At 71.7% G+C, this 24,421-nt stretch carries 20 protein-coding genes and 1 pseudogene; 16 read left to right on the top strand and 5 right to left on the bottom strand.

Annotation, left to right across the window (positions count from 1 at the left end; all coding sequences use genetic code 11):
• A pseudogene (locus ADK86_RS35795) lies at positions 1–140 on the top strand (ABC transporter ATP-binding protein); the annotation flags it as partial.
• A gap of 46 nt (positions 141–186) precedes the next feature.
• The gene (locus ADK86_RS35790; RefSeq protein WP_053700359.1) at positions 187–2,724 is read left to right on the top strand and encodes an ABC transporter permease; all 2,538 of its coding nucleotides are present in this window, start codon (positions 187–189) and stop codon (positions 2,722–2,724) included.
• Between the two features lie 523 nt (positions 2,725–3,247).
• Here ADK86_RS35790 and ADK86_RS35785 read toward each other — a convergent pair.
• On the bottom strand, positions 3,248–3,538 hold the full coding sequence (locus ADK86_RS35785) for a transposase (protein WP_267888828.1): 291 nt from the start codon (positions 3,536–3,538) through the stop codon (positions 3,248–3,250).
• A 71-nt stretch (positions 3,539–3,609) separates the two neighbouring features.
• Between ADK86_RS35785 and ADK86_RS35780 the strand changes: the two genes are divergently transcribed.
• The 9 genes from ADK86_RS35780 to ADK86_RS35740 all read left to right on the top strand — a co-directional run bounded on the left by ADK86_RS35780 (position 3,610) and on the right by ADK86_RS35740 (position 13,093).
• Positions 3,610–4,413, top strand: a complete 804-nt coding sequence (locus ADK86_RS35780) for a hypothetical protein (RefSeq protein ID WP_159394035.1) — start codon at positions 3,610–3,612, stop codon at positions 4,411–4,413.
• A gap of 298 nt (positions 4,414–4,711) precedes the next feature.
• Positions 4,712–5,035 (top strand): hypothetical protein, encoded by a 324-nt coding sequence (locus ADK86_RS35775; protein WP_159394034.1) that lies wholly within the window; start codon positions 4,712–4,714, stop codon positions 5,033–5,035.
• Complete coding sequence (locus tag ADK86_RS45045; protein WP_053700356.1) at positions 4,989–5,480, top strand: hypothetical protein; 492 nt, start codon at positions 4,989–4,991, stop codon at positions 5,478–5,480. The genes ADK86_RS35775 and ADK86_RS45045 overlap by 47 nt, the downstream gene beginning before the upstream one ends.
• Before the next feature lie 47 nt (positions 5,481–5,527).
• Complete coding sequence (locus tag ADK86_RS35765; protein ID WP_053700355.1) at positions 5,528–6,253, top strand: DJ-1/PfpI family protein; 726 nt, start codon at positions 5,528–5,530, stop codon at positions 6,251–6,253.
• 187 nt (positions 6,254–6,440) lie between these two features.
• Positions 6,441–7,142, top strand: coding sequence for a DUF3159 domain-containing protein (locus ADK86_RS35760; RefSeq protein ID WP_234346254.1), 702 nt, complete (start codon positions 6,441–6,443; stop codon positions 7,140–7,142).
• Positions 7,143–8,413: 1,271 nt separating this feature from the next.
• A complete protein-coding gene (locus tag ADK86_RS35755) occupies positions 8,414–8,725 on the top strand; it encodes a hypothetical protein (RefSeq protein ID WP_053700354.1) in 312 nt (103 codons plus the stop codon).
• A 68-nt stretch (positions 8,726–8,793) separates the two neighbouring features.
• A complete protein-coding gene (locus ADK86_RS35750) occupies positions 8,794–9,327 on the top strand; it encodes a hypothetical protein (protein WP_159394033.1) in 534 nt (177 codons plus the stop codon).
• Between the two features lie 246 nt (positions 9,328–9,573).
• Complete coding sequence (locus tag ADK86_RS35745; protein ID WP_053700352.1) at positions 9,574–11,922, top strand: HelD family protein; 2,349 nt, start codon at positions 9,574–9,576, stop codon at positions 11,920–11,922.
• A 166-nt stretch (positions 11,923–12,088) separates the two neighbouring features.
• A complete protein-coding gene (locus ADK86_RS35740; RefSeq protein WP_053700351.1) occupies positions 12,089–13,093 on the top strand; it encodes an alpha/beta fold hydrolase in 1,005 nt (334 codons plus the stop codon).
• A gap of 13 nt (positions 13,094–13,106) precedes the next feature.
• Here ADK86_RS35740 and ADK86_RS35735 read toward each other — a convergent pair whose 3' ends face one another.
• On the bottom strand, positions 13,107–13,886 hold the full coding sequence (locus ADK86_RS35735) for an SDR family oxidoreductase (RefSeq protein ID WP_053700350.1): 780 nt from the start codon (positions 13,884–13,886) through the stop codon (positions 13,107–13,109).
• A 35-nt stretch (positions 13,887–13,921) separates the two neighbouring features.
• On the opposite strand from ADK86_RS35735, the gene ADK86_RS43520 reads away from it, so the two are divergent.
• Positions 13,922–14,227 carry a hypothetical protein gene (locus ADK86_RS43520; protein WP_053700349.1) on the top strand — a complete coding sequence of 102 codons (306 nt, stop codon included), beginning with the start codon at positions 13,922–13,924 and terminating at the stop codon, positions 14,225–14,227.
• A 266-nt stretch (positions 14,228–14,493) separates the two neighbouring features.
• On the opposite strand, the gene ADK86_RS35725 is transcribed toward ADK86_RS43520, so the two are convergent.
• The 3 genes from ADK86_RS35725 to ADK86_RS35715 form a co-directional block, all read right to left on the bottom strand.
• Complete coding sequence (locus ADK86_RS35725; RefSeq protein WP_053700348.1) at positions 14,494–15,300, bottom strand: helix-turn-helix domain-containing protein; 807 nt, start codon at positions 15,298–15,300, stop codon at positions 14,494–14,496.
• 33 nt (positions 15,301–15,333) lie between these two features.
• Entirely contained in the window at positions 15,334–15,579 is a 246-nt protein-coding gene (locus ADK86_RS35720) for a hypothetical protein (RefSeq protein WP_053700347.1), read from the bottom strand.
• Between the two features lie 461 nt (positions 15,580–16,040).
• The gene (locus ADK86_RS35715; RefSeq protein ID WP_078952480.1) at positions 16,041–17,447 is read right to left on the bottom strand and encodes a cytochrome P450; all 1,407 of its coding nucleotides are present in this window, start codon (positions 17,445–17,447) and stop codon (positions 16,041–16,043) included.
• A 351-nt stretch (positions 17,448–17,798) separates the two neighbouring features.
• Here ADK86_RS35715 and ADK86_RS35710 point away from each other — a divergent pair, with 351 nt between their 5' ends.
• From ADK86_RS35710 to ADK86_RS35695, 4 genes are all read left to right on the top strand, one after another.
• Positions 17,799–20,537, top strand: coding sequence for a phosphoenolpyruvate synthase (locus ADK86_RS35710; RefSeq protein ID WP_053700345.1), 2,739 nt, complete (start codon positions 17,799–17,801; stop codon positions 20,535–20,537).
• A gap of 63 nt (positions 20,538–20,600) precedes the next feature.
• A complete protein-coding gene (locus ADK86_RS35705) occupies positions 20,601–22,247 on the top strand; it encodes a hypothetical protein (RefSeq protein ID WP_053700344.1) in 1,647 nt (548 codons plus the stop codon).
• Between the two features lie 84 nt (positions 22,248–22,331).
• Entirely contained in the window at positions 22,332–23,423 is a 1,092-nt protein-coding gene (locus ADK86_RS35700; RefSeq protein WP_053700343.1) for an SDR family oxidoreductase, read from the top strand.
• A complete protein-coding gene (locus ADK86_RS35695) occupies positions 23,420–24,415 on the top strand; it encodes a nucleoside-diphosphate kinase (RefSeq protein WP_053700342.1) in 996 nt (331 codons plus the stop codon). Before ADK86_RS35700 ends, ADK86_RS35695 begins: the two co-directional genes overlap by 4 nt.
• Positions 24,416–24,421: the final 6 nt, after the last annotated feature.

Genomic DNA, 24,421 nt, shown 5'->3' with positions numbered 1-24,421 from the left:
ACGACCCGGTGGCGGCGGCCTACGCGGACCGCGTGATCTTCCTCGCCGACGGCCGGATCGTGGACGACATGGCCGACCCCACCGCCGACCGGGTGCTGGGGCGCATGAAGGGCTTCGACGCCAGGGGCCGGGTCAGCTGACCCGTACCCGCAGCCCGTCCACCGCCCTTCTCCCACAGGACTGACAATGTTCCGTACCGCCCTGCGCAACGTCCTCGCGCACAAAGCCCGCCTGATGATGACCGCGCTCGCGGTCCTCCTCGGCGTCGCCTTCGTCTCCGGCACCCTCATCTTCGGCGATACCGTCGCCAACTCCTACCGCCAGGCCTCCGCCAAGAAGCTGGAGGGTGTGGCCGTCTCCGTGAAAGCCACCGAAAGCGAGCGCCGGACGACCGCCCTCGACTCCACGCTGACGCAAAAGATCCACGCGCTGCCCGGGGTCAAGGAGGTGCGTTCCACCGTCAACGGAACGGCCACGCTGGCCGGCAAGGACGGCCGGCCGGTCAACGCCGACAACCACTGGCGCGACCTCGCCACCAACTACCAGCCCGGCGAGGACGGCAAGGACAGCCACTTCCCGCTGAAGGAGGGCCGCGGCCCGGCCGCCGCGGGCGAACTGGCCCTGGACGCCAAGACCGCCGACCGGGCCGGCTACCAGGTCGGCGACACCGTCCGCTTCGCCACCGACGGTCCCGCACTGACCAAAAAGCTCGTCGGCATCGTGCACACCGACAATCCCCAGGTCTCCGCCGGTGCCACCTTGACGCTGTTCGACACCGCGACCGCGCAGAAGCTGTTCCTCGCCCCCGACCGGTTCGACGAGATCACCGTCGGGGCCCGGCCCGGCGCCGACGACCGTGCACTGACGGCCAAGGTCAAGGCACTGCTCCCCGCAAAGGGCGCCGAGGCGATCCGCGGCGCCGACCTGGCCGCCCAGGAGACCGCCCAGACCGACAAGGACACCGATTACCTCACCAAGACGCTGCTGGCGTTCGCCGGCGTCGCGTTGTTCGTCGGCGTCTTCCTCATCGCCAACACCTTCACCATGCTCATCGCCCAGCGCAGCCGGGAGATCGCCCTGCTGCGGGCCGTGGGCGCCGCACGCCGTCAGGTCGTACGCTCCGTCCTCGCCGAGGCCGCTCTCCTGGGGCTCGGTGCCTCCGCCGTCGGGTTCGTGCTCGGCATCGGCGTCGCCTCCGCGCTGCGCCCGTTGCTGAACTCCAGTGGCGCGGGATTCCCCGACGGGCCGCTGGTCATCTCGCCCGGGACGCTGACAGCTTCGCTGGTGGTCGGTGTCGTCGTCACCGTCCTGGCCGCCTGGCTGCCGTCCCGTAAGGCGGCCAGGATCGCCCCGGTCGAGGTGCTCAACAGCGTCGGCCAAGGGCCGGCCTCGCGCAGCCTGGTGGTCCGCAATGTGCTCGGCACGCTCCTGGCCGCACCCGGCTTGCTGCTCATGTTCTACGTCTCCACACTCCGCGACACCGCGGCATCGAACCTGCTGATCGCGATGGCGGGCAGTGCGCTGACCCTGAGCGGCCTGATCGTGCTGGCTCCGCTGCTGTCCAAGCCGCTGATCACCCTGGTCGGCAAGGTCACCACCCGGTTCTTCGGCGTCGGCGGCAAACTCGCCCAGCGCAACGCGCTGCGCAATCCGCGCCGTACCGCCGCCACCGCCTCGGCCCTGATGATCGGCCTCACCCTGGTCACCGGCCTCACCGTGGCCGGGCACTCCGTACAGCGGAACTTGGACCAGGCGGCCGCACAGTCCGTGGTCCCGGACTACAAGGTCTCCAGCAGCTCCGATCGCGGACTCGGCGCCGACGCGGGCGGGAAGGTCGCCAAGGTGCCGGGCGTTAAGACCGCCGTGCCCGTCACCAGTGCAGGCTTGCGCTCCAAGGGCCACTTCGGCTCGATCACCGGTGCGGAACCGGCACAGTTCGACAAGCTCGGGAACCTGGAATTCCGCACCGGTTCCCCGGCCGACGTCGGCCCCGGGAAGGTCGCCGTGTCCGAGGAATTCGCCCGGCAGACCGGGCTCCACGTGCGCGACACGATGGACGCTGCCGCGGCCTCCGGCAAGGGCCACGCGAAGCTGGAGGTCGTCGGCGTCTACAAGGACAACCACAAAGTGGGCGACGCGCTGGGCACCTTGCACGACGTGCAGTCGCTCACCACCGGCAAGAAGCTCGATCACCTCCTGGTGACGGCCGAGCCCGGCAAGGTCGGCGACCTCGACCGGGACATTCGCAAGGCGCTCGGTGACAGTCCGCTGCTGAAGGTCGTGAGCGAAGACCAGCTGCGGAACGGAGACGGGAAGGCCGTCACGAGCCTCAACATGATGTACGGGCTGCTCAGCATGGCCGTCGTCATCGCGGTGCTCGGCGTCGTCAACACCCTGGCCATGTCGGTCTTCGAGCGCGCCCGCGAGATCGGGATGCTGCGGGCCGTCGGCCTCGACCGCTCCGGCATCAAGCAGATGGTCCGCCTCGAGTCGGTGGTGATCTCCCTGTTCGGCGCGGTGCTCGGCATCGGTACGGGCACCTTCCTGGCCTGGGCCGGCGGCCACCTGCTGAGCAAGTCGTTGGAGGGCTACGAGACGGTACTGCCGTGGGGCCAACTCGGCCTCTTCCTGGTCCTGGCACTGGTGACCGGAGTCCTGGCCGCCATCTGGCCGGCCCGCCGAGCGGCCCGCCAGAACATGCTGAGCTCCATCCAATCGACCTGACCACAGCGGCATCCGGTGACGGCAGCGATCCGGGGCCGAGCCGGGGGACGTCTGCCCGAAGCACGCTGCCATGGAAAGCGCCCGGCGCCCCTCGCCCACGGAACCGGCACCCGCCGGGCGCAGGCACGAGCCATGGACGCAGGGCTTCCCCCGGCACTTCGCCGGTGACCAATGCCGCGGCCACAACTGGCCCCGCAGTCAGCCGCACACGCTGGTCGTCGGCACGTCAAGGCAGGGCAACACAGTGCGGGTTCGCCGGTTGGCCAAACCGGCGAACCCGCGCATCACTGCTGGTCCACTGCCACGACCTGCCCGTACGTCGAAAGGGGACGTGGCTCCTCTGCTGTGAAGCGTTGAGCTGGGAGAACGGTGGCCGGGGTGTGTCCGGGGCTCTCCGTTCTCACCGTGGCGGTGGAGGGGGAGCGGATGGGCTCGCTGTTCGAGGAGTCGGAAGCTCGAAGAAGTCCGTCCGGGTTCGCGTGGCGGAACTGGAGTCGGATCTTGCCGACTCGACTACTGACCATCAATGTGTGATGTCGTCGTGGTCGGGCCAGGGCAGACCGGTGCCCCTGAGGCAGCCGTCGAGTGCGTCGCTGCGGTATGGCAGTTGGCGCAGGCATCGGCGGGCGGCGGTGATCAGCTCGTGTGGATCGGCGAAGGCCCGGTTGGCCAGGGTGGTGCGTCGTAGGACGGGCCAGGTGCCTTCGGCCGGGTTGAGGTCGGGCGCGTGGGTGGGAAGTTGGTAGGCGGTGAGCCAGTCGAGGTCGGCGACGTAGCGCCGCATGCCGGCCGCGAGGTGGGTGGCGCGGTCGATCCGGGGCGCGGTGCCGGGCGGACTCTGTTCATCGTGGCCTTCTGCGGGGCAGGTCGGGCTATCGTCGCTGCATGGCCCGACCTTGCGTGTTCTGCGGAGGTACGCCGGTCACCAACGAGCATGTCTACCCTCAGTGGCTGGCCGAGGCGTTCCCCGAGGAGATGCGGGCCGGTCGAGCCATCATGGGCTCGTACTCGGACAAAGGCAGCCTCCGACGTCACTCCGGACGCATGTTCACCGCGCAGGTCAAGGCGGTATGCGCGCCCTGTAACAGCGGCTGGATGAGTGCCCTTGAAGGACGAGCCAAGCCGTACCTGCCGCCGATGATCAAAGGCGAGATTGTAGAACTTCCGTCCGAGGCACAGGAGGTCCTGGCCACCTGGACTCTCAAGACCGCCCTGATGTGCCAGGTCATGCTGCCGCAGGCCGAGCCGAATCCGCCAGCCGAACTCTTCATGGATCTGTACCGGGACCGTCGGCCAGCCGAGGAGATGAAGGTGTTCTGCGGGTACATGATGCCGCCGCAGTACCTCAACGGCCCGAGCCCCCTGGAGAATTGCTCCGTTCCCGCACGATTCGCCAGAGGAGGGGTGTTGATCGGCTACCCGGGGCTGGACGAGGTCGTGGTCGGCGGCCGGGGCCTGTGGCGGGTCACCATCTCCGTACACGCCTCCTCCGGGCCCTGCCTGGAGCACCGACCCGCACGGACACCGCGCGCCTGGTCGAGTACCGGGACGCTCTCTGGCTCGCGGTCTGCGCACCGGCCCAGTCACTCATGTGGCATTGTGTCGGCGGGCGCGCCGGTGCCGACCGCCCACTGTTGTCGTCCGTTGCGCCCAGCGCCCTGCCCGCACCTCGGGCCGCGGCGCCCCTGATGCGCCGCCTCGCCGAGCTGGGCACGATCCAGCGGCTGACGAACCCCGGTTTGTGGGACGCGATCACCACCGCCGTGTTGCGGAAGGTCGTGCGCGCGGGCCAGGCGCGCCGGGTCTACCGCACCTGGTGCCGACAGCATGGCCGGGCCGTGCCGACCCCGGTCGGCGTCCTGTCCCTGTGTCCGGGGACCGAGACCGTACTGAGCCTGAGTGACCAGCAGTTCGCCGATGCCGGTACGGCGTTCCACCGGACGGCGTTGCGCGCGGCAGCCGCCGCCTACCTGGGCGATCATCAGACATGGGGACGCCTCCTGCCGATGAGCTCGTCAAGGCCCTGCAAGAGGTGCCGCGGATCGGCCCGTGGACGGCCGCTGCTGCGCCCGCCGACTACACCGGCGACTTCGCGGTCTACCCGCACGGCGACCTCGCGGTGCGCACCTGGGCCCGTCGCGTGGACCCCGACCACCCCTTCCCCGACGGCGAGCGCGCCTTCACCGCCTACTGGCGGCGCCTGGCCAACGAGGACCGCACCCACCTGCACGCTCTGACCCTGTTCACCCTGACCTGGGGGAGCCATGTCCGCACCGCACAGCCAGGAGACCCCCCGCACTCGCCCGCTTGAGCTCATCGCCGGCGTGGACCTAACGCGCGCCCTGGACGCCCTGTTCGTTAACGCCCCGCTACGCGACTACGCCCTGCACCCGCGGGTCAACGACTACGCCCTGCCCGTGCTCGGCATGGCCTACATCGCCACCTACGCCCGCGAGGCCGGCTTCAATGTGGGGGTGTCGGACGCCGAGGCCCATGGTCTCGGCATCGCGCAGACCACCGACCTGATCAACGCCGCCCGCCCCTTCGCGGCGAGAACGACGACCGCGATGACCAGGCCGAGAACGTCCACCGCCAGTCCGCGCTTGCGGCCCGGCGCCCCCGCTTTCCCGCCAACGGCCGGACCCCTGTGCAGCGTCGGTCAGCAGGAAGAACTCGCAGCTCATAGCGTTGGCGAGAACCCGTTGGAGACTGTCGATCCAGCCCATGGCCCGTCCCTGCCGCGCTGCTTAGCGTGAGGGGCGCGGTCAAGAGACCGGCTGTCCCGGAAGAAATGAGAAACGCCATGCTCGCCCAGTTCGTCCTCTTAGACGGCTTCGACCTGCTGGACATCATCGCCCCGTACGAGGTGTTCAGCGCCGCCGGGAACTTCACCGACCAGGTGCGGGTCGAACTGGTCAGCGCCGAGGGGGCCAGGGAGGTTCCCAGTGGGATTCCCGGCGTTTCCCTGACGGCCGCCGCCCCGCTGGACCCGGGCCGCGCGGACCTGATCGTCGTACCCGGCGCGGCGGGCACGCTGCCCGCGGGGACGGACGCCCCCACCGGGGAACCGTCCGGCGCGACCATCCCCGTCCTCATCGGCAACTCCCTCACCACCGAGCTTCCGGGGCTGCTGGCCAAGGCCCTCGCCACGCCCAACACCACGGTGGCCACGGTCTGCGGGGGTTCGCTGGTTCTGGCGATGGCCGGGCTCATCAAAGGCCGTAACGCGATGACCCACCATCAGGCCGTGGACGTTCTCGCCCGGAACGGCGTCACCGTCGTCCGCGCCCGCGTCGTGGACGACGGTGACCTGGTGACTGCCGGAGGCGTCACTTCCGGTCTCGACCTGGCCCTGCACCTGCTGGACCGGGGGATCGGTCCGAAGATCGCCTTGGCCGTCGAGCACCTCTTCGCGCACGAACGCCGGGGCGTGGTGTGGCGTGACCGGGGGGCGGTCCCGCAGCCCAGCCCCTTCGATACGGCGCAGGGCGCCGCCGGCATGCCGGCGTCCGCGTCCGTTTCGGCCTGACCCCTCGCACGCCTACGCGTCCCGCCGTACGTTGCCTGCCACGGCGGGCACGGCGGGCACGGCGGGCACGGCGGGCACGGCGGGTACGGCGGAGCGCGCCATCCTCCGGCGCGGACCGGGAACCGAGCACGTGCCGCCCCCGGCGGCCCGGGCTGCCCGCCGCAACTGTGGCGAACGGAAGGAAGCCATGGACACACCACACAGCGAGGCCTCGACGGGGGGCGCCCTCCACAGCCCCCTCCCGGGCTCCGGCCTCAGCCCTGGGAAGGCGGTGATCAAACGGTTCGGCGGCGCCTCGGGACTGGTGGCCACCGCGGCTCCCACCCTCGTGTTCGTCGTCGCCGACCGTCTCGGCGGCCTGCGGCTCGCCCTGGTGTCCACCACGGTGACCGTGATCGTCGTCCTCGCCTGGCGTCTGCGTGCCAAGGAGCAGGTACGGCACGCCGTCATCGGCGCGCTGGTGGCGGTGGCCTGTGCGGCCGTGGCGGCCGGCACCGGAGAGGCCAAAGGATTCTTCCTGCTGCCGATCCTGGTACCGGCCGTGGCGACGGTGGTCTGTGTCCTGTCGGTGGCGGCCGGCCGCCCGCTGGCCGGTCTGGTCGCGAACCGGCTGGTCGGCGGCCCGCCGCGGTGGCGCTCGTACCGGCCCCTCAGGCGCTTCTACGGGGCGGCGACCCTGCTCATCTCGGTGGTGAGCCTCGCGAGCCTGGTGGCGCAGGTGATTCTCTACCGCCAGGCCGAGATCGCCTGGCTCGCAGTCCTGCACATCCTCATGGGACCGCTGTGGCTCGCCGTCACGGCCGCCTCCATCCTCCTGTCCCGCATGGCCGTTACCCGGCACCGCAAGGCGGCCACGCAGGAGTCGGAGTACGCGGGGGCCGAGGCGTGACGACGTGGAAGAAGCGTTACGGAGTGAGCCCCACGGTGCCGCCCGTCGGCCGCTGAGCCGCGCCCCGCCACGGCCCCGGGCACAGGCGCCCGGGGCCGCAGTCCCGGGGCGTCCGCAGGAACGTCCGGCGTCACGCGCACCGTCGATCTTCCTGGCAGGCCCCAGTCGCGTTCTTCGGGGACCACACAACGCTCGTAGTTGGGCGTCCGGCCGCGGAACCGACGCGAATACCTACGCCACGCACTCCGTCGAGTCGTGTGAAGAGCCGCTGATTTCCTCCTGTCCACATCCAGGGTGTTTTCGACTGGCGAGCGCAGGAAGGCATGACGGAGCCCTGCCAAAGCAGGTGCCGTCGGGTGGACCCTGTCGACCGGGGCTGGAGCGGCTCGCAGATCCACCTGCGTAAGGGCCGGGCCGATATGACGCTGTGCGGACGCTCGGCCCCGCCCGGGCGCGGTGACGTCCCCCGGCTGTCGGCCCCAGGCCGCCAAGCTCACCTCACCGGTGGGCAATCAGCAGCCAGTTGTCCGCGATCGACTGGGAAACGAGTGGGAAATCGGCACGGCAGGCCTCTCCGAGCTTCTACCGGTAGGTACCGGAAACTGCCGGTTGTGCACGGTGACGAAGCCCGGCCCGCGCAGTAGGGGCCGGGCTTCGTCCGTGAGCGCGCGTCCGCTGCTACCGCATGGCCCGGCGCGGCGTCCGGGGGTGAGATGTGAACGGGTAGCGGGCGCCGGTAACCGGGCGCTCAGGGCGGTCAGTTGGGCGGGTGGCAGGCGTAGGTGGCGCCAGTTCGCCGGCGACCCGCCGCCACCGGCGCTCGCGACTGCTGCCGCGCCGTCCTGTGCATCCTTGCCACCCTCGCATGCGCCCCTCCCGCAGCGCGATGAGGCCGCCAACGACCCTGCCCGGGCATGTTGTTGAGCCGAACGCTGGCGCGCACGCGGGGCGTGGGAAGTGGGCAGCTATACAGAAGTGACCCTGTTGCTCCGATCTTTGGGGGTGCGGAAACGATCACCCTTGTCGTGAATGGGCACGATGCCCCCATGAGCCGTACTTGCCCAGGGAGTTCACATGATGCGTCGAGTAGTCCGGACCCGGTCCGCGACAGCATCACCGACCCGGCCGGCCGCCGTCCGCGACCGGGGTCTCCGCGGGCGAGCGGCACCGGCACGGCGAGTCCTCCCGAGGTCCACCGGAGGTCGACCCGCCGCCCCCGTACCCCGCACGCGCTCTCGCCGTGCGGTTGTTTCCCCCACTGAGGAGAACTGATGAAGCGCATCTCGATGGCCCTGGCCTCCGTCGGCACCGCCCTTGCCCTGACCGTCGGCCTGGCGGGCAGTTCCTATGCCTCCGCCGACGGTGTCTTCCTGTACACCACCGCGGGCGGTGATCAGGAGACCCTCGACAACCCCTCCCTCGACCGCTGCTACAACCGCGCGGGTGACGGGCACGCCGTGAACCAGACCAACCGGACCGCTCTGGTCTTCCGGCGTGCCGGCTGTGTCGGGAGTGCGGAGCGGATCAGGCCGAAGCAGCACGCCTTCGACATCACCTTCGAAAGCGTGGAATTCCCCAGCTGAACCTGCGGCGGTGGGCCCTCGGGCCCACCGCCCCCGCCCGTACGTTTCCCGTTCAGAAAGGCCCCGCAGTGAACCGCTCCTCCCTTGCCGTGAGCATGGTGGCCGCCGTGGCCCTGGCCCTGCAGCCCGGTACCGCATCGGCTACGCGGGGCCTGTTCACCTATACGCCCCCGCCGGTCGAGGAGGCGCTGCAAGCGCCTCGCGTCGGCACCTGCTACGCGATGGAGGGCGACGGTCCGGTCGAGAACCAGACCCGTTATGAGGCTCAGCTCTTCGGCGGTGCCAACTGCTCCGGTCTGGATCGCGTCCTCCGGGCGGGCCAGGGGCACCGGAATGCCGTCTTCAGCAGCGTGCGCTTCGTCGGGCACGGCTCCGCCGGCGGCTACTTCTCCTATTTTCTCGCTCCGCTTCCGGAGGCGCTGGAGAATCCGCAGGCCGACCGCTGCATCGATATCCGCGGCGAGGGCCGCGCCGCCAACCGTACCGACAAGGTGGTGCTGCTGTTCAGCAGGCCCGGTTGTCCGGGCACGGCGAACGCCAAGATCTACGCGGAGGAGCAGGTCTCCCACAGTCGTTTCGAGAGTGTGGAATTCGTCAGCTGAGTGGGTGAGGCCCATCGCCCGGATGCGGCCCACCGACCCCATCGGTGTCGCCGATCCCACCGGTGTCACCGCCCCCGGCCGCCGCTCGCGGCACCGTATGCAAACACAAAAACGCCCCGGTCCGTATTGACGGCCGGGGTGTTTCTCTGGGTATATTGGGCGTTTCCATGTCTGAGGTTTTTGTCATACATGGTTGGCCACTAGAGAACACGGTATCCGAGCGGAGCTGAATTGTCAAACGAGGAATTGCGGCAGGAGCAGGAATTCACCGATCTGCTCTACGAGCGCCTCGCCGAACTGCGGGCCGGAACCGAGTCCGCCGTCAAGCGGGCGCTGCCGCTGGAGGGGAACAACTTTCAGGCGCGGCTGGAGCGCGATGTGACGGTGGCCGAGCAGTCGGGGCTGCTGGCCGCCCTCGACGCGGGGGAGAACGGCCTGTGCTTCGGGCGGCTGGCGTTCCAGGACGGCGCCGACCACCACATCGGCCGGATCGGCATCCGCCGGGACGACGCGGACCGTACGCCGCTGGTCGTCGACTGGCGGGCCGAGGTCGCCCGTCCGTTCTACCTCGCCACCGGCCACACCCCCATGGGGCTGCGCCGCCGGCGGCACATCACCACCTCGGGGCGGCGGGTCACCGCCCTGCACGACGAAATCCTGGACCTCACCGACACCGAGCGCACCGGCCACGAGGGCACCGATGCTGACGCGGTGCTCCTGGCTGCCCTGGACGCCGCCCGTACCGGCCGGATGCACGACATCGTGCAGACCATCCAGGCCGAGCAGGACCGGATCATCCGCGCCCCGCACCGCGGCGTGCTGGTCGTGGAGGGCGGCCCGGGCACCGGCAAGACCGCCGTCGCCCTGCACCGCGCCGCCTACCTGCTGTACGAGCACCGCGAGCTGCTGGCCCGCCGGGCCGTGCTGATCGTCGGCCCCAACCCGGCCTTCCTCGGCTACATCGACGAGGTGCTGCCCTCGCTCGGCGAGACGGGCGTCCTGCTCGCCACGCCCGCCGAACTGTTCCCCGGTGTGGTCGCGACCGGCACCGACACCCCGCGGGCCGCCGAGGTCAAGGGCGGCGCGGCGATGGCCGACGCGCTGGCGGCGTACGTACGCGACCGGCAGGCCCTGCCCGACCCGGCCCTGGTCATCGACCACGAGGACGGCGAGCTGGTGCTGGACGTAGAGATCGCCGCGGCGGCCCGGGAGCACGCGCGCGCCACCCGGCTGCCGCACAACCTGGCCCGCCCGTACTTCGCGTTCCACGTCATCGACGCGCTCACCGCGCAGCTGGCCGACCGGATCGGAGCCGACCCGTACGGCGGTCCGAACCTGCTCGGCCCGGACGACATCGCGCAGCTCGGCAAGGCGGTGGCGGCCGACCCCGAGGTGCACGCCGCCATCCAGGAGCTGTGGCCCTCGCTCACGCCGCAGCAGCTGGTCGCCGACTTCCTCGCCGAGCCCGTGCACCTCCCGGACGCCGACGCGGACGCCATCCGCCGTACGCCCGGCCACCACGGGCCCTGGCCGGCCGAGGACGCGTGGACGCCCGCCGACGTACCGCTGCTGGACGAGGCCGCCGAACTCCTCGGCGAGGACGACTCCGCGGCGCGCGCCGCCGAGGAGGCCGAGCGCCAGGAGCGCATCAAGTACGCGCAGGGCGTGCTGGACCTCTCGTACGGCTCCCGCACCCAGGAGTTCGAGGACAAGGACGACGAGGATTCCGAGGTGCTGGCCGCGCACGACCTGATCGACGCGGACCGGCTCGCCGACCGGCAGGAGGAGGCCGACCACCGCAGCGCCGCCGAGCGGGCGGCGGCCGACCGGACCTGGGCGTTCGGCCACATCATCGTGGACGAGGCGCAGGAGCTGTCCGCGATGACCTGGCGGCTGCTGATGCGGCGCTGCCCGACCCGCTCGATGACGCTGGTCGGCGACCCGGCGCAGACCGCGGAGCCGGGCGGCTGCGGCACGTGGGAGACGATCCTCGCGCCGTACGTGGACGACCGCTGGGAGCACGTCCGGCTGGGCGTCAACTACCGGACACCGCGCGAGATCATGGACATCGCCGCGGCGGTGCCCCGCTCCGTGCACCCCGGCTTCGAACCGCCCAGCTCGATCCGCTCGACCGGCGTACGCCCCTGGGCGCTCGGCGCCGCCGCGGACGACCTGCCGCAAGTGGTCGCCGACTCGGTCGTACGGGAGACCGCTGGCGGCGCGAAGTCCCGTACTCAGGGAGGGGGGTCCGGTGCCGACGGCGCGGCGGAGGGGCGGCTCGCGGTCATCGCCCCGCAGCCGCACCACGCCGCCCTGTACGCCACGCTGTCCGCCGCCCTGCCGGAGGTGTCCGCCGGACAGGACGTCGATCTGACCCGCCCGGTCGTGCTGCTCGACCCGCGGCAGGCCAAGGGCCTGGAGTTCGACACCGTGCTCGTGGTCGAACCGGCGGAGTTCGGCACGAGTGACCTGTATGTGGCGCTCACCCGGGCCACCCAGCGGCTGGGCGTGATACACGCGGCGGCGCTCCCGGAGGCGCTGCGGTCGCTGGCGGAGGCCGCACCGCACCGGGAGGCGGTCGGCGTCGGCCGCTGACCGTACGGTACGGGGCGTCGCACACCGCGTGCGGCGCCCCGTACCGGCGGCTCCACCGGCCGATTTGCCGGACCGGCAAAGGCCCTTGGGTGTGGCGCGGGCCCTCTCGGATGATCGCAGCGGCGACGCGCCGCACGGCGCCGGACGACCGGACGAGGAGACCGCCATGCCCCAGCCCACCGACACAGCCACCCCGCCCCACGACGGACACCGCGCGGCACACCGGCTGGTGGACGTCCCCGGCGGACGCATCCACCTGGTCGAGCAGGGCACCGGACCGCTGGTGCTGCTGCTCCACGGCTTCCCCGAGACCTGGCGCTCCTGGCGGCACCAGCTGCCGGCCCTGGCCGCCGCGGGCTTTCGCGCCGTGGCCCTGGACGTCCGCGGGTACGGGCGCTCCTCGAAGCCGGCCGAGGTCGCGGCGTACCGGATGACGGCGCATGTCGCCGACAACGTCGCGGTCGTGCACGCCCTGGGCGAGGACACCGCGACCGTCGTCGGCCACGACTGGGGCGCCACCATCGCCGCCGACACTGCGCTGCTGCGGCCCGATGTCTTCACCGCCGTGGGACTGCTGGGCGTGCCGTACGCACCCCGCAACGGCGTCCGGCCGACCGATGCCTTCGGCATGATCGGCGGCGACGAGGAGTTCTACGTCGGCTACTTCCAGCGGCCCGGCCGGGCGGAGGCGGAGATCGAGCCGGACGTCCGCGGCTGGCTGGCCGGCTTCTATGCCAGCCTGTCCGCCGACACCATGGCCCCCGACGGCAGCCCCAGCTGCTTCTTCGTGCCGCCCGGCCGGAAGATGTCCGACCGGTTCGTCCGCGACGCCCGCCCGGCCTGGCTCTCCGAGGCCGAACTCGACGTTTTGGCCGAGGAGTTCGAGCGTACGGGCCTCACCGGCGGACTCAACCGCTACCGCAACGTCGACCGGGACTGGGAAGACCTCGCCCCCTGGGACGGCGCCCCCATCACGCAGCCCTCCCTCTTCGTCGGCGGCGAACACGACTCCTCCACCACCTGGATGGCCGACGCCATCGAAGCCTTCTCCGCCACCCTCCCCGGCCTGTCCGCCGCGCACCTGCTCAAGGGCTGCGGCCATTGGGGCCAGCAGGAGCGGCCCGACGAGGTGAACCGCATCCTGACCGGCTGGCTCCGCTCGCTGACCTGACCGGCTTTGGGTCCTACTGGGCGCTCGCGGTCGGCCGGACGACGAGTTCGTTCACGTCGACATCCGCCGGCTGCGCGACCGCGAAGGCGATGGCGGAGGCGACCGCGGCGGCCGGCATGGCCACCGCGCGGTAGTCCCGCATCGCCTGCCGGGCCAGCGGATCGCCGATGCTGTCGGCGAGTTCGGACTCGGTGACGCCGGGGGAGACGACGGTGACGCGGATGTCCCCGCCGGACTCCTGCCGCAGCCCCTCGGAAAGCGCGCGCACCGCGAACTTCGTGGCGCAGTAGACGGCGGCGGTGGGCGACACCTCGTACGCGCCGACCGACGCGATGTTCACGAAGTGCCCGCCGCCCTGCGCGCGCATCACGGGCAGCGCGGCGGCGATCCCGTGGAGCACCCCGCGCACGTTCACGTCGAGCATCCGGTCCCACTCCTCGGTCCGCAGCGCCTCCAGAGGCGACAGCGGCATCACACCGGCGTTGTTGACGAGCACGTCGACCCGCCCGTATGCGGCACGCGCGGCGTCCACGAAGGCCCGCACGTCCGCGGCGTCGGTGACGTCCAGCCGCCGGTACGCCGCCGTGTGCCCGTCGGCGGTGAGCTGTTCGGCCAGCGCCGCCAGCCGCTCGGTGCGCCGTGCGCCGAGGAAGACGCGATGGCCGTCGGCGGCCAGCCGGCGCGCGGCCGCCTCGCCGATGCCGCTGCTGGCACCGGTGATGAGGATGACCTTGCCGGGGGTGGTGGTGGCGTCCGCGTTCCTGTCGCCGCGTGCGCTCAGGTTGGAGTTCATGCCGTGCCTTTCAGGGGTGTTCATGTGCTTGCCCTATGAGGCTGCGGCAGGGCGTACGGGCCGGCCAGGACGGATCGTGCCTGGGTGGCCCGTATCCGGGTGTCCCGCACCCCCTCTCCTCACTCGTGGCGCGCGACGAGTGCTGCGGCGTCCTCGGCATCGAGGTCGACCCCGAACTCCTCGCTCAGCAAGGCGGGCAGTTCCTTCGTCGCTGGACCAGCAGCGTGCCGTGGAAGGGCGACAGCGGGTGCGTGGAAGTGAAGTGGCCGGCCTCGTTCATGCGTACGCGCGAGGCGGTCGCGGTGAAGGTGAAACCGATCGATTCCAGGGCCGCCGCGTAGAGAAGCGTGTGCTCGCAGCAGCGCCGGACCGCTTTCGCCTGGGGGACTCCACGTCGAGCTGGACCGTCCGGCCCAGGACGACTTCCAGGTTTTCGAAGGGGAGCGCGGTGTGCAGCGCGGTCAGCACTTCCGGCGTCGGTGCGCGGGCGCCCGCGCACCCGATGCGGGCCGGATAGGCATCGAGGTCCAGCCGCTCCCCGCCCCACACGGAGCTCTCCGGCCTGCCCATGGTCGTCCTTGACGTTCGGTCCCGTACGAGCCGATCATCAGACCTCTTCCGGTCCCGCGTACAGCACCGCGTGGGGGTGGCGGCAGACCGGGCACCAGGTCCCTTCCAGTACCTGGGAGAACTTGTACCGGCTGAGCTTCCCGCAGGACCGGCACCGGGCGGTCCAGGGCGTGTGGCGCCCGGGGAAGGGCTCACAGGGAAGGAGACCGGCCTGCCGCATCAGCGCCGCCGCTCTTTCCAGGGAGGTCGTGCGGCGCTGACCGGGCCGCGCCGCAGGTCTCGGCGGCCGTTCCTCGTGGTGACCGGCCCGGCGCCACGCCTGTTCCCACGCCGGGAAGTCCTCCTCCGCGACTTCGCAGGCGATCAGGTAGGCGTAGAGCTGGTGGAGCGAGGAGAGCGTCTGCTTGCGCTCGCGGATGCGCCAGGCGGACATCCGCGAGAGCGGCGCGTACGTCCTGGCCAGCCGCTCCGCCCGCGCCTCCATCGTCCGCAGCGAGGGGGCGCCGTCGTCCTCCCAGGCCCGCCGCAGGACCGCCGCCAGGTCCCCGGGGGTACGCACCAGGCTCAGCAGCGGCGCTTCCGTACGGCGGGTCCGCCCCGGCCGCCCGGCCTTGCGCCACAGGTCCTCCGCCGTGTCGAGGTCCATACCGCAGACCGCGGCGATGTCCCGGATCACCGGCCACGGCGGCCTGATCCGGCCGGCTTCCGCCCGCTGGACCGTGGTGAGCGACCGGCCGATCCTGTGCGCGAGTTCCGGCCGGGACAGGTCGCGCCGGGAGCGCGCCCGGCGCAGCTCCAGCGCGAGCCGGCCCGCCCCGTGGTTCGGCGTCAGGACCGGCGCCATCGGGCGCCCCCGTCGGCGCGACATCGCCGGGCATCACGCCGGGCCGCAGGACAGCAGGGCCCGCCCGGCGCCGCGCACCGTACGCCCCTGCCCGGTCCCGACCACGGTCACCGCGAGCAGGCCGGCGCTGGTGAGCACGGCCGTCACCTCGCGCAGCGGCAGGCCGCGCAGGGTCATGAGCACCGCCAGCGCGATGATCACGATGACGACGGCGGTCTCTCCCGGGCCGAAGCGGGACCGGGCCGTGCCGCACGCGGCGACGGACTGCTGGACAGACATGGGCGACTCCCTGATTCCCCACCGGCGCGTCGCGCGGCCGGGTGTGTACGGCATATGTCGACTGGCTCCCACCAGATGCCGCGGCGGCGTCCGCTCCGCCGTGCGCGGTGGACCAAATCGTGCCAGTGCGCAGAGTGCTCCCGCGCCTGCTCCGTGTTGTTCGTTCACTCCCGTCCCGTCGGTACGGAAGTGGGCCCCCTGGCAAATTCCCCATGCGTTGGCCATGGCCTATGGCCGGTGTGACGAGTGGTCCGACGGCTGACCAGCCGCGTCCCGCCGGCCACCAACCGGAACGTGCCGCTCCGGAGGGGGCCGGGCGGCCGTTCCTCCATTCTTGGCCCACTTCGGTTGCCGGTGCTGCCGCCGGACCGCCCCCGGAGGGCGGCGTGTTCACTTCCGTGGCCCGAAGCGAACACCGGCAACCGGCCGGTGGCAGGGGCGTCCCGCTGCCTCGCCGCCCGCTACCCCGCATCTCCCCCCGAAGGGGCCGGATGTACGGGGCACTTCGCCTCCTGGACCGGCGCCCGCCGCTTCGGCGGTTGCTCGCGGGCCACCGCCACGGCCTGCTTGCCGGGGATCAGGGTGGCGTGCCACATGCGCTGCGCCTCCGGCGCGGGGTCGGCGGGCGTCAGGTGGACGTGCCTGAGCACCTCGCGAGTGATGATCTTCATCTCCATCGTGGCGAGTTGCGCGCCGACGCAGTAACGGCGGCCACCGCCGAACGGCAGGAACGACTTCTGCGCCGGCTTGGCGCCCTCGCCGAGGAAGCGTTCCGGCCGGAACTCCCCGGCGTCCGGGTACACCGCACGGTCCTGGAGGATCAGCGAGAACATCGGGATGGCCACCCAGCCGGCCGGAACCTCGTACCCGCCGACCCGCAGCGGCTCGTCCAGCAGCCGCCCCATGCCGAAGATCACCGGACGGGACCGCAGCGCCTCCTTGATGACCGCGTCGAGGTAGGTGTCGTCCTCGCCCCGCTCCACCTCCTCCTGGAGCCGCGCGAGCACCCGCGGGTTGCGCATCAGCCGCTCGAAGGTCCACGACAGGCCGGTCGCCGTGGTCTCCAGGCCGGCCTCCAGCAGGGTGAGCAGTTCGTCGCGGATCTCCTGGTCGCTGACCGGGCGGCCCTGGTCGTCCCGGGCACGGAGCAGCCGCCCCAGGACATCGTCGGCGTCCGCGTCCTCCTCGGCCCGGCGCCGCGCGATCTCGGCGAACAGGATGTCGTCCACCGTCTTGACGGCCTGCGCGGCGCGGGTCGTCGGCAGGAACGGCAGGCGCATCGCCAGCGCAGACTTCTGCGCCCAGGTCCGCAGCCGGGCGGGTGTCAGGAACAGGGCCGCGGAGCCGGTGGCCTTGGACAGGTCGATCAGACCGGCTCGTAACCGGGCTCCCTGCTCGGTGTCCCGGACCCCGAAGACCAGCCGCAGGATGACCTCCAGGGTGATGGTCTGCATGTGCTCGCGCAGGGTGAACGGCCTGCCGAGCGGCCACGTCCTGATGTCCTCCGCCGCGATCTCGGCGATCAGCTCGGGATAGTTCGCGATGGACTTGCCGTGCAGGGTGGGGCTGAGCAGCTTGCGGTGGCGCCACCATTCCTCGCCGTCGTTGGTGAGCAGCGAGTGCTGGCCGACCCACGGCACGTACCCCGCGCGCAGCGCTCCGGCGCGGTTGCCGTCGCCGTCCATGCGGTAGATCTCCGCGGCCAGTTCCGCGGTCGAGACCACGACCTGGGGCGGGAAGCCGAGCAATTTCATGCGGAACACCGGACCGTGGCGCCGGCGCAGCGTCTCGAAGTAGCGGACCGGATCGCGCATGTGGAGGGTCTGCAGGAAGGCAGGCTGACGCGATCCGGGGGGAAGGGGAAGCATATTTCTCTCCAATCTCCAGCGTCTGTCGAGTTGTGCACCTTCGGTGGGGCCGCGGTTCGTCAGGGATTCGCCGACGGTCGGGGAGAACAATCAGCCGGAAGCGGGAGGGACGGGGGCCGGCAGGGACAGTAGATGCCCGTCGTCCCGCCGCCGCTGTGGGATTTACCGGTCGCTAGGGAAAACCTTAGTTGCGCGGGCAGCCCGGCGGAGGCCGTCCGGGGCGCTGCTACGCTCGGCGGAATATTCACCGAATTGCCGCTCGGACGTGAATGCCCGTTCGGGCAATGCGGTGTCCGCACTGCCACGCGGAGCGTGGTTCAGGCCATAGCGTATCGGAGAGCTTGGGGTTTCATGCGAGCCATCATCGCCGAAAGTCCGCCAGGTGAGGTCGCGCGCGCAGCGGGCGGCAAGGGGGCAAATCTTTTTGCCCTTTCGGGCAGCGGGATCGACGTACCGCGATGGGCGGTGGTGGGTCTCGACGTCTTCCAGGAGTTCATCGCCGCGCTCGATGAGTCGGGGCGGATCGGGGCGCTGCTCGACGAGGTCACCCCGGACTCCGCGGAGCGCGTCTCCGGGCAGCTGGCCGGCCTGATCGAGGCCGCCGAGCTGTCCGGGCGGGCGGCGTCGGTCATCGAGGACGCCTACACGCGGGCGGGGAGCGGCCGGGTCGCGGTCCGCTCCTCCGGCGCCGAGGAGGACGGCGCGCGGCTCTCCTTCGCCGGGCAGTTCGCCACCTCCCTGAACGTCACCGGGCTCGCCGAGGTCGAGGCGCACGTCAAGAAGTGCTGGGCGTCGGCCTTCTCCGAACGATTACTGCTCTACCGGCTGCACCACGGGCTGCCGCTGCACGGCGCCCAACTCGCCGTCGTCGTACAGGAGATGGTGGCCGCCGAGCGCAGCGGTGTGCTGTTCACCGCCGACCCGGTGAGCGGCGACCGGCGCCGCTACGTGGTCAGTTCGGTCTACGGGCTGGGCGAGGGCCTGGTCTCGGGGGCGGTCGACGCCGACACCGTGACGCTCGACGCCGCCACCGGCGCGGTGGCCGAAACCGTGCTGGGCGACAAGCGGGAGCGCTATCACGCGCCCGCGTCGGGCGCCGGGTGCCAGGTCAGCGAGGTGCCGCCGGCCGAGCGGGAGAAGCTGTCGCTGACACCGAAGGAACTGGCGCGACTGCACGAGGCCGGGACGCGCGTCCAAGCGGTATTCGGCACTCCGCAGGACATCGAGTGGGCGTTCGCGGGCGATGTCCTGTGGATTCTCCAGGCCCGCCCCATCACCGCGCTGCCGGAGTTCGCCGCACCGCCAAACGACGCGCCGGAACCCGCCGACGGCGAAATGCGGATCTGGGACAACGCCAACATCGTGGAAAGCTTCTCCGGCATCGTCTCGCCGTTGACCTTCAGTTTCGCGGCCCATGTTTACGGCAAGGTCTACGAGAACTATGCTCGGGCCCTTCGCGTGCCCCGGGCCGGGCTGCGCGAGATCGAGGAATGGGCCCCGCAGATGCTCGGCTATTTCCACGGCCGGGTGTACTACAACTTGCTCAACTGGTACCGCATGGTGGGCATCGCGCCCCTGTACAAGCTCAACAGAAAAGTCCTGGAAATCGCCATCGGCGTCGAGGAGGGACTCGACGACGAAACGGCCGAGGCGATCCGTCCGTACACCGTCTCGGCATCCCCGCGCGACCGGCTGGCCCGCGCCCGTACGGTGGCGGCGTTTGTCCACCGATTCCTCACCATGAACCGCTCGGTCGAGCGTTTCATGGCGTACTTCTACGCGGCGTACCGGGAATTCGACAACGTCGACTACGACGCGCTGGACGGCCAGGACGTCTACCGGCGTTTTCGCGCCCTGGAAAAGGACCTGCTGGAGAAGTGGGGTCCGATGCAGACCCTGGACGCGGCGATCCTGTGGTCCATCGGCGGGCTCGCCCTGCTCAACCGGCGCTGGCTGCCCGACGCCCCCGAATGGCTCACCTGGAGCGCCGCGAGCCCGGGCCCGCGCGTGGAGTCCATCGAACCCGCCCGCGCGCTGGCGCGCCTGGCGGCCACCGTCCGCGCGGATGCCGCACTGGACCGCCTCATCCGGGAGACCCCGGCCGAGGACACCTTCGCGGCGCTGCGCGAGCACGGCCACACCGGGTTCCTCGCGGCGGTGGACGAGTACATCGCCGCGTACGGCTACCGCAGCCTCGACGAACTCAAGCTGGAAGTCCCCGACCTGCGGGAAGACCCCTCGACCCTGTTCGCCCTGGTGCGCACCGCGCTGTCCGAGGCCGACGCCGATCCCGGCCGGAAGGCCGACGCCTACCTCGACGCCCACCTGCGCGGGCCGCGCCGGCTGGTCTACGACGTCGTCCGCCGCAAGGCACAGAGCTCCCTGTACAACCGGGAGCGGCTGCGGTTCTGCCGTACCCGCGCGTTCGGTTCGGCGAAGCGGATGCTGCGGGCCATGGGGCGCGACCTCGCCCGGACACGGGCGATCGAGCACTGGAACGACGTCTTCTTCCTGCGCCTGGAGGAGTTGCGCGGCGTCTACGAGGGCACGACCGGAAACACCGGCCTGCGCGGCCTGGTGGAACTGCGCAAGCGGCAGCAGGCGCAGGACGGGCAACTGTCCGCACCGTCCCGCTTCGTCACGCGCGGTGCGCCCTACCGGCGGGGCAATCTGGAGCAGGCCGGCTTCACGACGGGCCCGGCGGCACGTACGGGCGTCCAGGAACTGCGCGGCACACCGTGCTGCCCCGGCGTGGTGGAGGCCCCCGCCGTGGTCACGGACACCCCCGTGGACGTGAACGGCGGCGTGCTGGTGACCTACCGCACCGATCCGGGCTGGGTCGCCGCCCTGCCGTCCGCCTCGGCACTCGTCATCGAGCGGGGCAGCCCGCTGACGCATGTGGCGATCGTCGCCCGGGAGCTGGGCATTCCGACGGTCGTCCAGGTCAAGGGCCTGACGGCGGAGCTGGAGACCGGCATGCGGCTGCGGGTGGACGGAGCGACGGGGACGGTACGGATTCTGGCCGACGCCCCGGACGCGGCGGGCGGTGCGGCCGGACCCGCGGCCGCGAAGGACCCGGCGGGTGCGTAGCGCGCCGGCCGTCCGGCCCCCGCAGCACCGCCCCATTGCGCAAGCCACGACCAGGAGGCCCGTGTGATCCTCAGTGAGGAATACCTGCAGAACCTGTTGGACAAGACGCTGCCGCAGATCCGTTCCGCGGACGGCTGCGCCGTGGTGCTGGAAGGATCGATCGCCGAGGGCTTCGGCAACTCCTCGTCCGACATCGACTTCCTCCTGATCGCCGACGGTGACGCCGACCTGCCGACCATGCCGTCACTGCTGTTCGTGGACGGGCGGCGGGTCGAGGTCAGAACCCGTTCCGTACGCCAGATCGCGGAGCAGTTCGCCGCGGTCACGGCAGCCGCGGCCAACGGCCCTGGCGCGGAGGACCTGCTGAACCGCTGTCAGCGGCTGCTGCGCAGCTTCCCGCTGCGCGAACCGGAGCTGGTGGCGAAGGTCAAGGAGCTGATGTCCTTCGACGACTTCCGGACCACCGTGGGCGAGTGGTGGGCGCGCGCCGCCCGCCAGTCGATCCGGTACGCGCTCGCCCTGCGGCAGCTCGGCCGGGAGCAGGAGGCCGCGGCCTGGACCGAGGCCGGGCTGCTCCAGGCCGTGAAGTCCTGGGCCGCGGGCCGGGGAGAAACCTATCTGGAACCCAAGTGGCTGCCCGAACAGCTGGGCCGGATCGGTGACCATCCGCTGGCCGCCCGGTACCTGACGCTCGCCTCACCGTCCGCCTCCGGCCTCGGCGCCGACGCGTACGTCACCGAAGGCGTCCGGCTCGCGGCCGATCTGGGCGTCACGGGCGCCACGCCCGAAGCCGGACAGATCACCGTGGCCGGGGCCGGGGTCACCACCTGGCAGACCGGTGAGCGCGTGCACGTCGTACGCGGCCGGCAGGACGTGTTCGTCCTCGGGGACCGGGCGGCACTGGCCTGGCGCTCCCTCGTCTTCGGCCGGACCCTGGAACAGACGCTGGCCGCGGCGGACGCGGCCGGTGCGCCGCAGGCGGGCCCGCTGATCGCCGAATTCCTGCGGTACGGACTGGTGCGGGTGGCGTGGCGAGGGGACGGGCCGATCGTGCCCGGCCTGCCGCTGGCCGCCCCCGCGGGCGATGTCACACCGCCGCCGAGCACCGCACGGCCCATCATCGGCGTGGGCGGCGCGGCGGCCGGCGGCGCGGAGGCGATCGACCTCCTGCCGGTGCCCGCCCGCCGGTTCAGCGCCGCCGCGATGACCCTGGTGTGGTCCAACGTCCTGGTGGAGAACGCCCGCGAGGACCTCGTCGGCGCCCTCGACCGCGGCCAGTGGAGCGTCGCGCAGCTCAGCGCCCTGAGGATGCTGCGGTTCGCCCTGCGCGGGGTGCTCAGCTCCTACGCCGTCAACCCGCTGCCGCCGGACTCCGAGGTCGTCCGCCGGCTGTCGCTCCTGCCGGACGGGGAAGACCTCGACGCCATCCGGGCGCGGGCCGGACAGCTCGAAACCCTCACGATCGCCTCCGGCCCTCAAGGGGACGCCGCGCTGACGGCGCTGGACGGCTTCGTGGCCCTGGTCCGCCGGGCCACGGGCGCGGACCGCTTCCCGTCCTCCTTCGACTCCCCGGACGCATGGCGGCAGACCTTGGAGGCCGGTTACGACTGGCTGCGCCTGGGCGCACACCTCGACGCGGACCTGCCCCTCGACGAGGCGGGCGATCTGCTGTCCAGCGGAGGGGCGCAGCCCCACGCCGCCTCGGCCTGACGGAGGAACAGTGACATCACTCATGAACCCGCCCCGCACGACCGGGGCACGGCGCACGGCGGAACAGCGACAGGAGGCGGCCCGATGACACCGCGACTGAAGATCCTGGTGACCGGCGCGTCCGGGCTGGTCGGCGCGGAGGTCACCGCCCGGCTGGCGGCGGCCGGGCACGAGGTCACCGCCGTGGTCCACCGGCAGCAGACGCTGGTGCGCAACGACGGCACCCCGCTGGACCCCGCCACCGTCCGGTGCCTGCCCGCCGACGTGACCCGGCCCCGGCTCGGCCTGACCGAGGCCGGTTACGCGGAACTGGCCGGCGGCGGGATCGACCGCATCGTGCACTGCGCCGCGATCACCGACTTCGGCCGTCCCGAGGAGGACTACCGCACGGTCAACGTCGACGGCACCGCGCACCTCATCGAGCTGGCCCGCGCCGGCGGCGCCGGCCTGGTGCACGTGGGCACCGCGTACGTCTGCGGCGAGCGCGACGGGCTGATCCGCGAGACGGAGCTGGACCAGGGCCAGCGGCTCGCCAACGGCTACGAGGCCAGCAAGCTGCGGGCCGAGATGCTGGTGCACAAGGCACGGGCCGACGGGGTGCGCGCCGCGGTGGTGCGCCCCAGCATCGTCGTCGGCGACGAGCACACCGGCGTGGTGCGCGACTACAAGAACATCTACGTCATCCTCAAGCTGACCACCGAGGGCAAGGTCCGCTCCGTCCCCGGCCTGTACGAGGCGCGCCTTGACCTGGTGCCGGTCGACTACGTGGCGGACGTCATCACCCGGGTCACCGAGCGGTTCGACGAGGCGGAGGGCCGCACCTTCCACGCGGCGGGCGCGCCGCTGACCCTGCGGGACTTCTCGGACGTGATGGCCGAGTACCCCTCGTTCCACGTGCCGCGGTTCGTCCCCCCGACGAGCTTCGACGTGGAGCGCCTGCCCACCCGGGAACGCCGCTACTACGAGCGGATCGTCTCGCTGTACGAGAGCTACTTCCGGCGCCGGATGACGTTCGACGCCTCCCACACCGCGGCGCTGGGCGTCCGCGCGACGCCCGCGGACGGGCCGGAATTCCTGCGCAAGCTGATCGACCACTGCCTGGAATCGGGCTACCTGGGCGCCCCGCCGGCCGGCACCGGCCCGGCCGCCGACGACGCGAACGGAGCCGGCCGATGACCTGGGACACCGCGGACCCGCGCCCCTTCGGCGACGACCTTTCCCCCGCCCTCAGCTGCAATCCGCGCAAGCGCGCCCTGTTCGCCTCGGACACCTACTTCCTGGAGAGCTACGAACAGCTCGGCGCCCTCACCGCCGACCCGGACGGCTTCCTGCACCGGCACGCCGCGCTGCTGCTCAAGCCCGACGCGGTGGTCAGCAGGCAGATACCGGTGACGGTCGACTGGCTGGCCCGCAACGGACTGCGGATCGTGGCCGCCGAGCGCACCCGGCTCACCCGTACCGCCGTACGGTCGCTGTGGTACTACCAGTGGAACCTGGCCACGCCGCAACGGCGCCGCCTCGCCGACCTGTTCATGGACTCCTGCGACGCGGTGGTGCTCGTCGTACGCCCGGAGGCGGACGGGGCCGGTGCCGCGCCCGCGTCGGTCGTCATGACCGAGCGCAAAGGTCCGACCGACCCCCTGGCCCGGGTCCCCGGCCAGCTGCGGTACGAGATCGGCCGCTACAGCTATCTGCTCAACCTCGTGCACACCCCAGACGAACCCGCCGATGTGGCACGGGAGTTGGGCATCCACTTCGACACCGCCCTGCGGGAGCGCATCTATGCCGACGCGCTGGCGGGCGACGACCGGTCGGCGCGGGCACGCGAACTGGCCGAGCGGCTGCACGCGGAGGTACCCCGGCGGGACCTCACCTTCGAGCCGGCGGCAGAACGCCTGAAGGCGGCCGTGGCGGAAGCCGAGGAGGCGACACGGCCCGGCGCGGTCCGGGACGAACTGCGCGCGGCCCGGCAGGCCGCCCGGTCGCCCGAGGGATACCGGCGCCTGCTGGAGGCCGTCTGGCGGGCCGGGCTGCCGCTCGACCCCTGGGACGTGGTGATCGTCGGCACCCACGTCCTGCCGATGAAGCGCAAGGGACTGGCGCCCGTACTCGACGGGGTCGGCGTGCACGACTGGCAGCGCCACATGGCGCGGCTCGCGGCCAGGTGACACGGA

It is taken from the genome of Streptomyces sp. NRRL F-5755, assembly GCF_001279365.1.
Lineage (GTDB): Bacteria > Actinomycetota > Actinomycetes > Streptomycetales > Streptomycetaceae > Streptomyces > Streptomyces rimosus.
The sequence above is the reverse complement of the archived record's forward strand: the minus strand, read 5'-3'. Positions and strand labels throughout refer to the sequence as shown.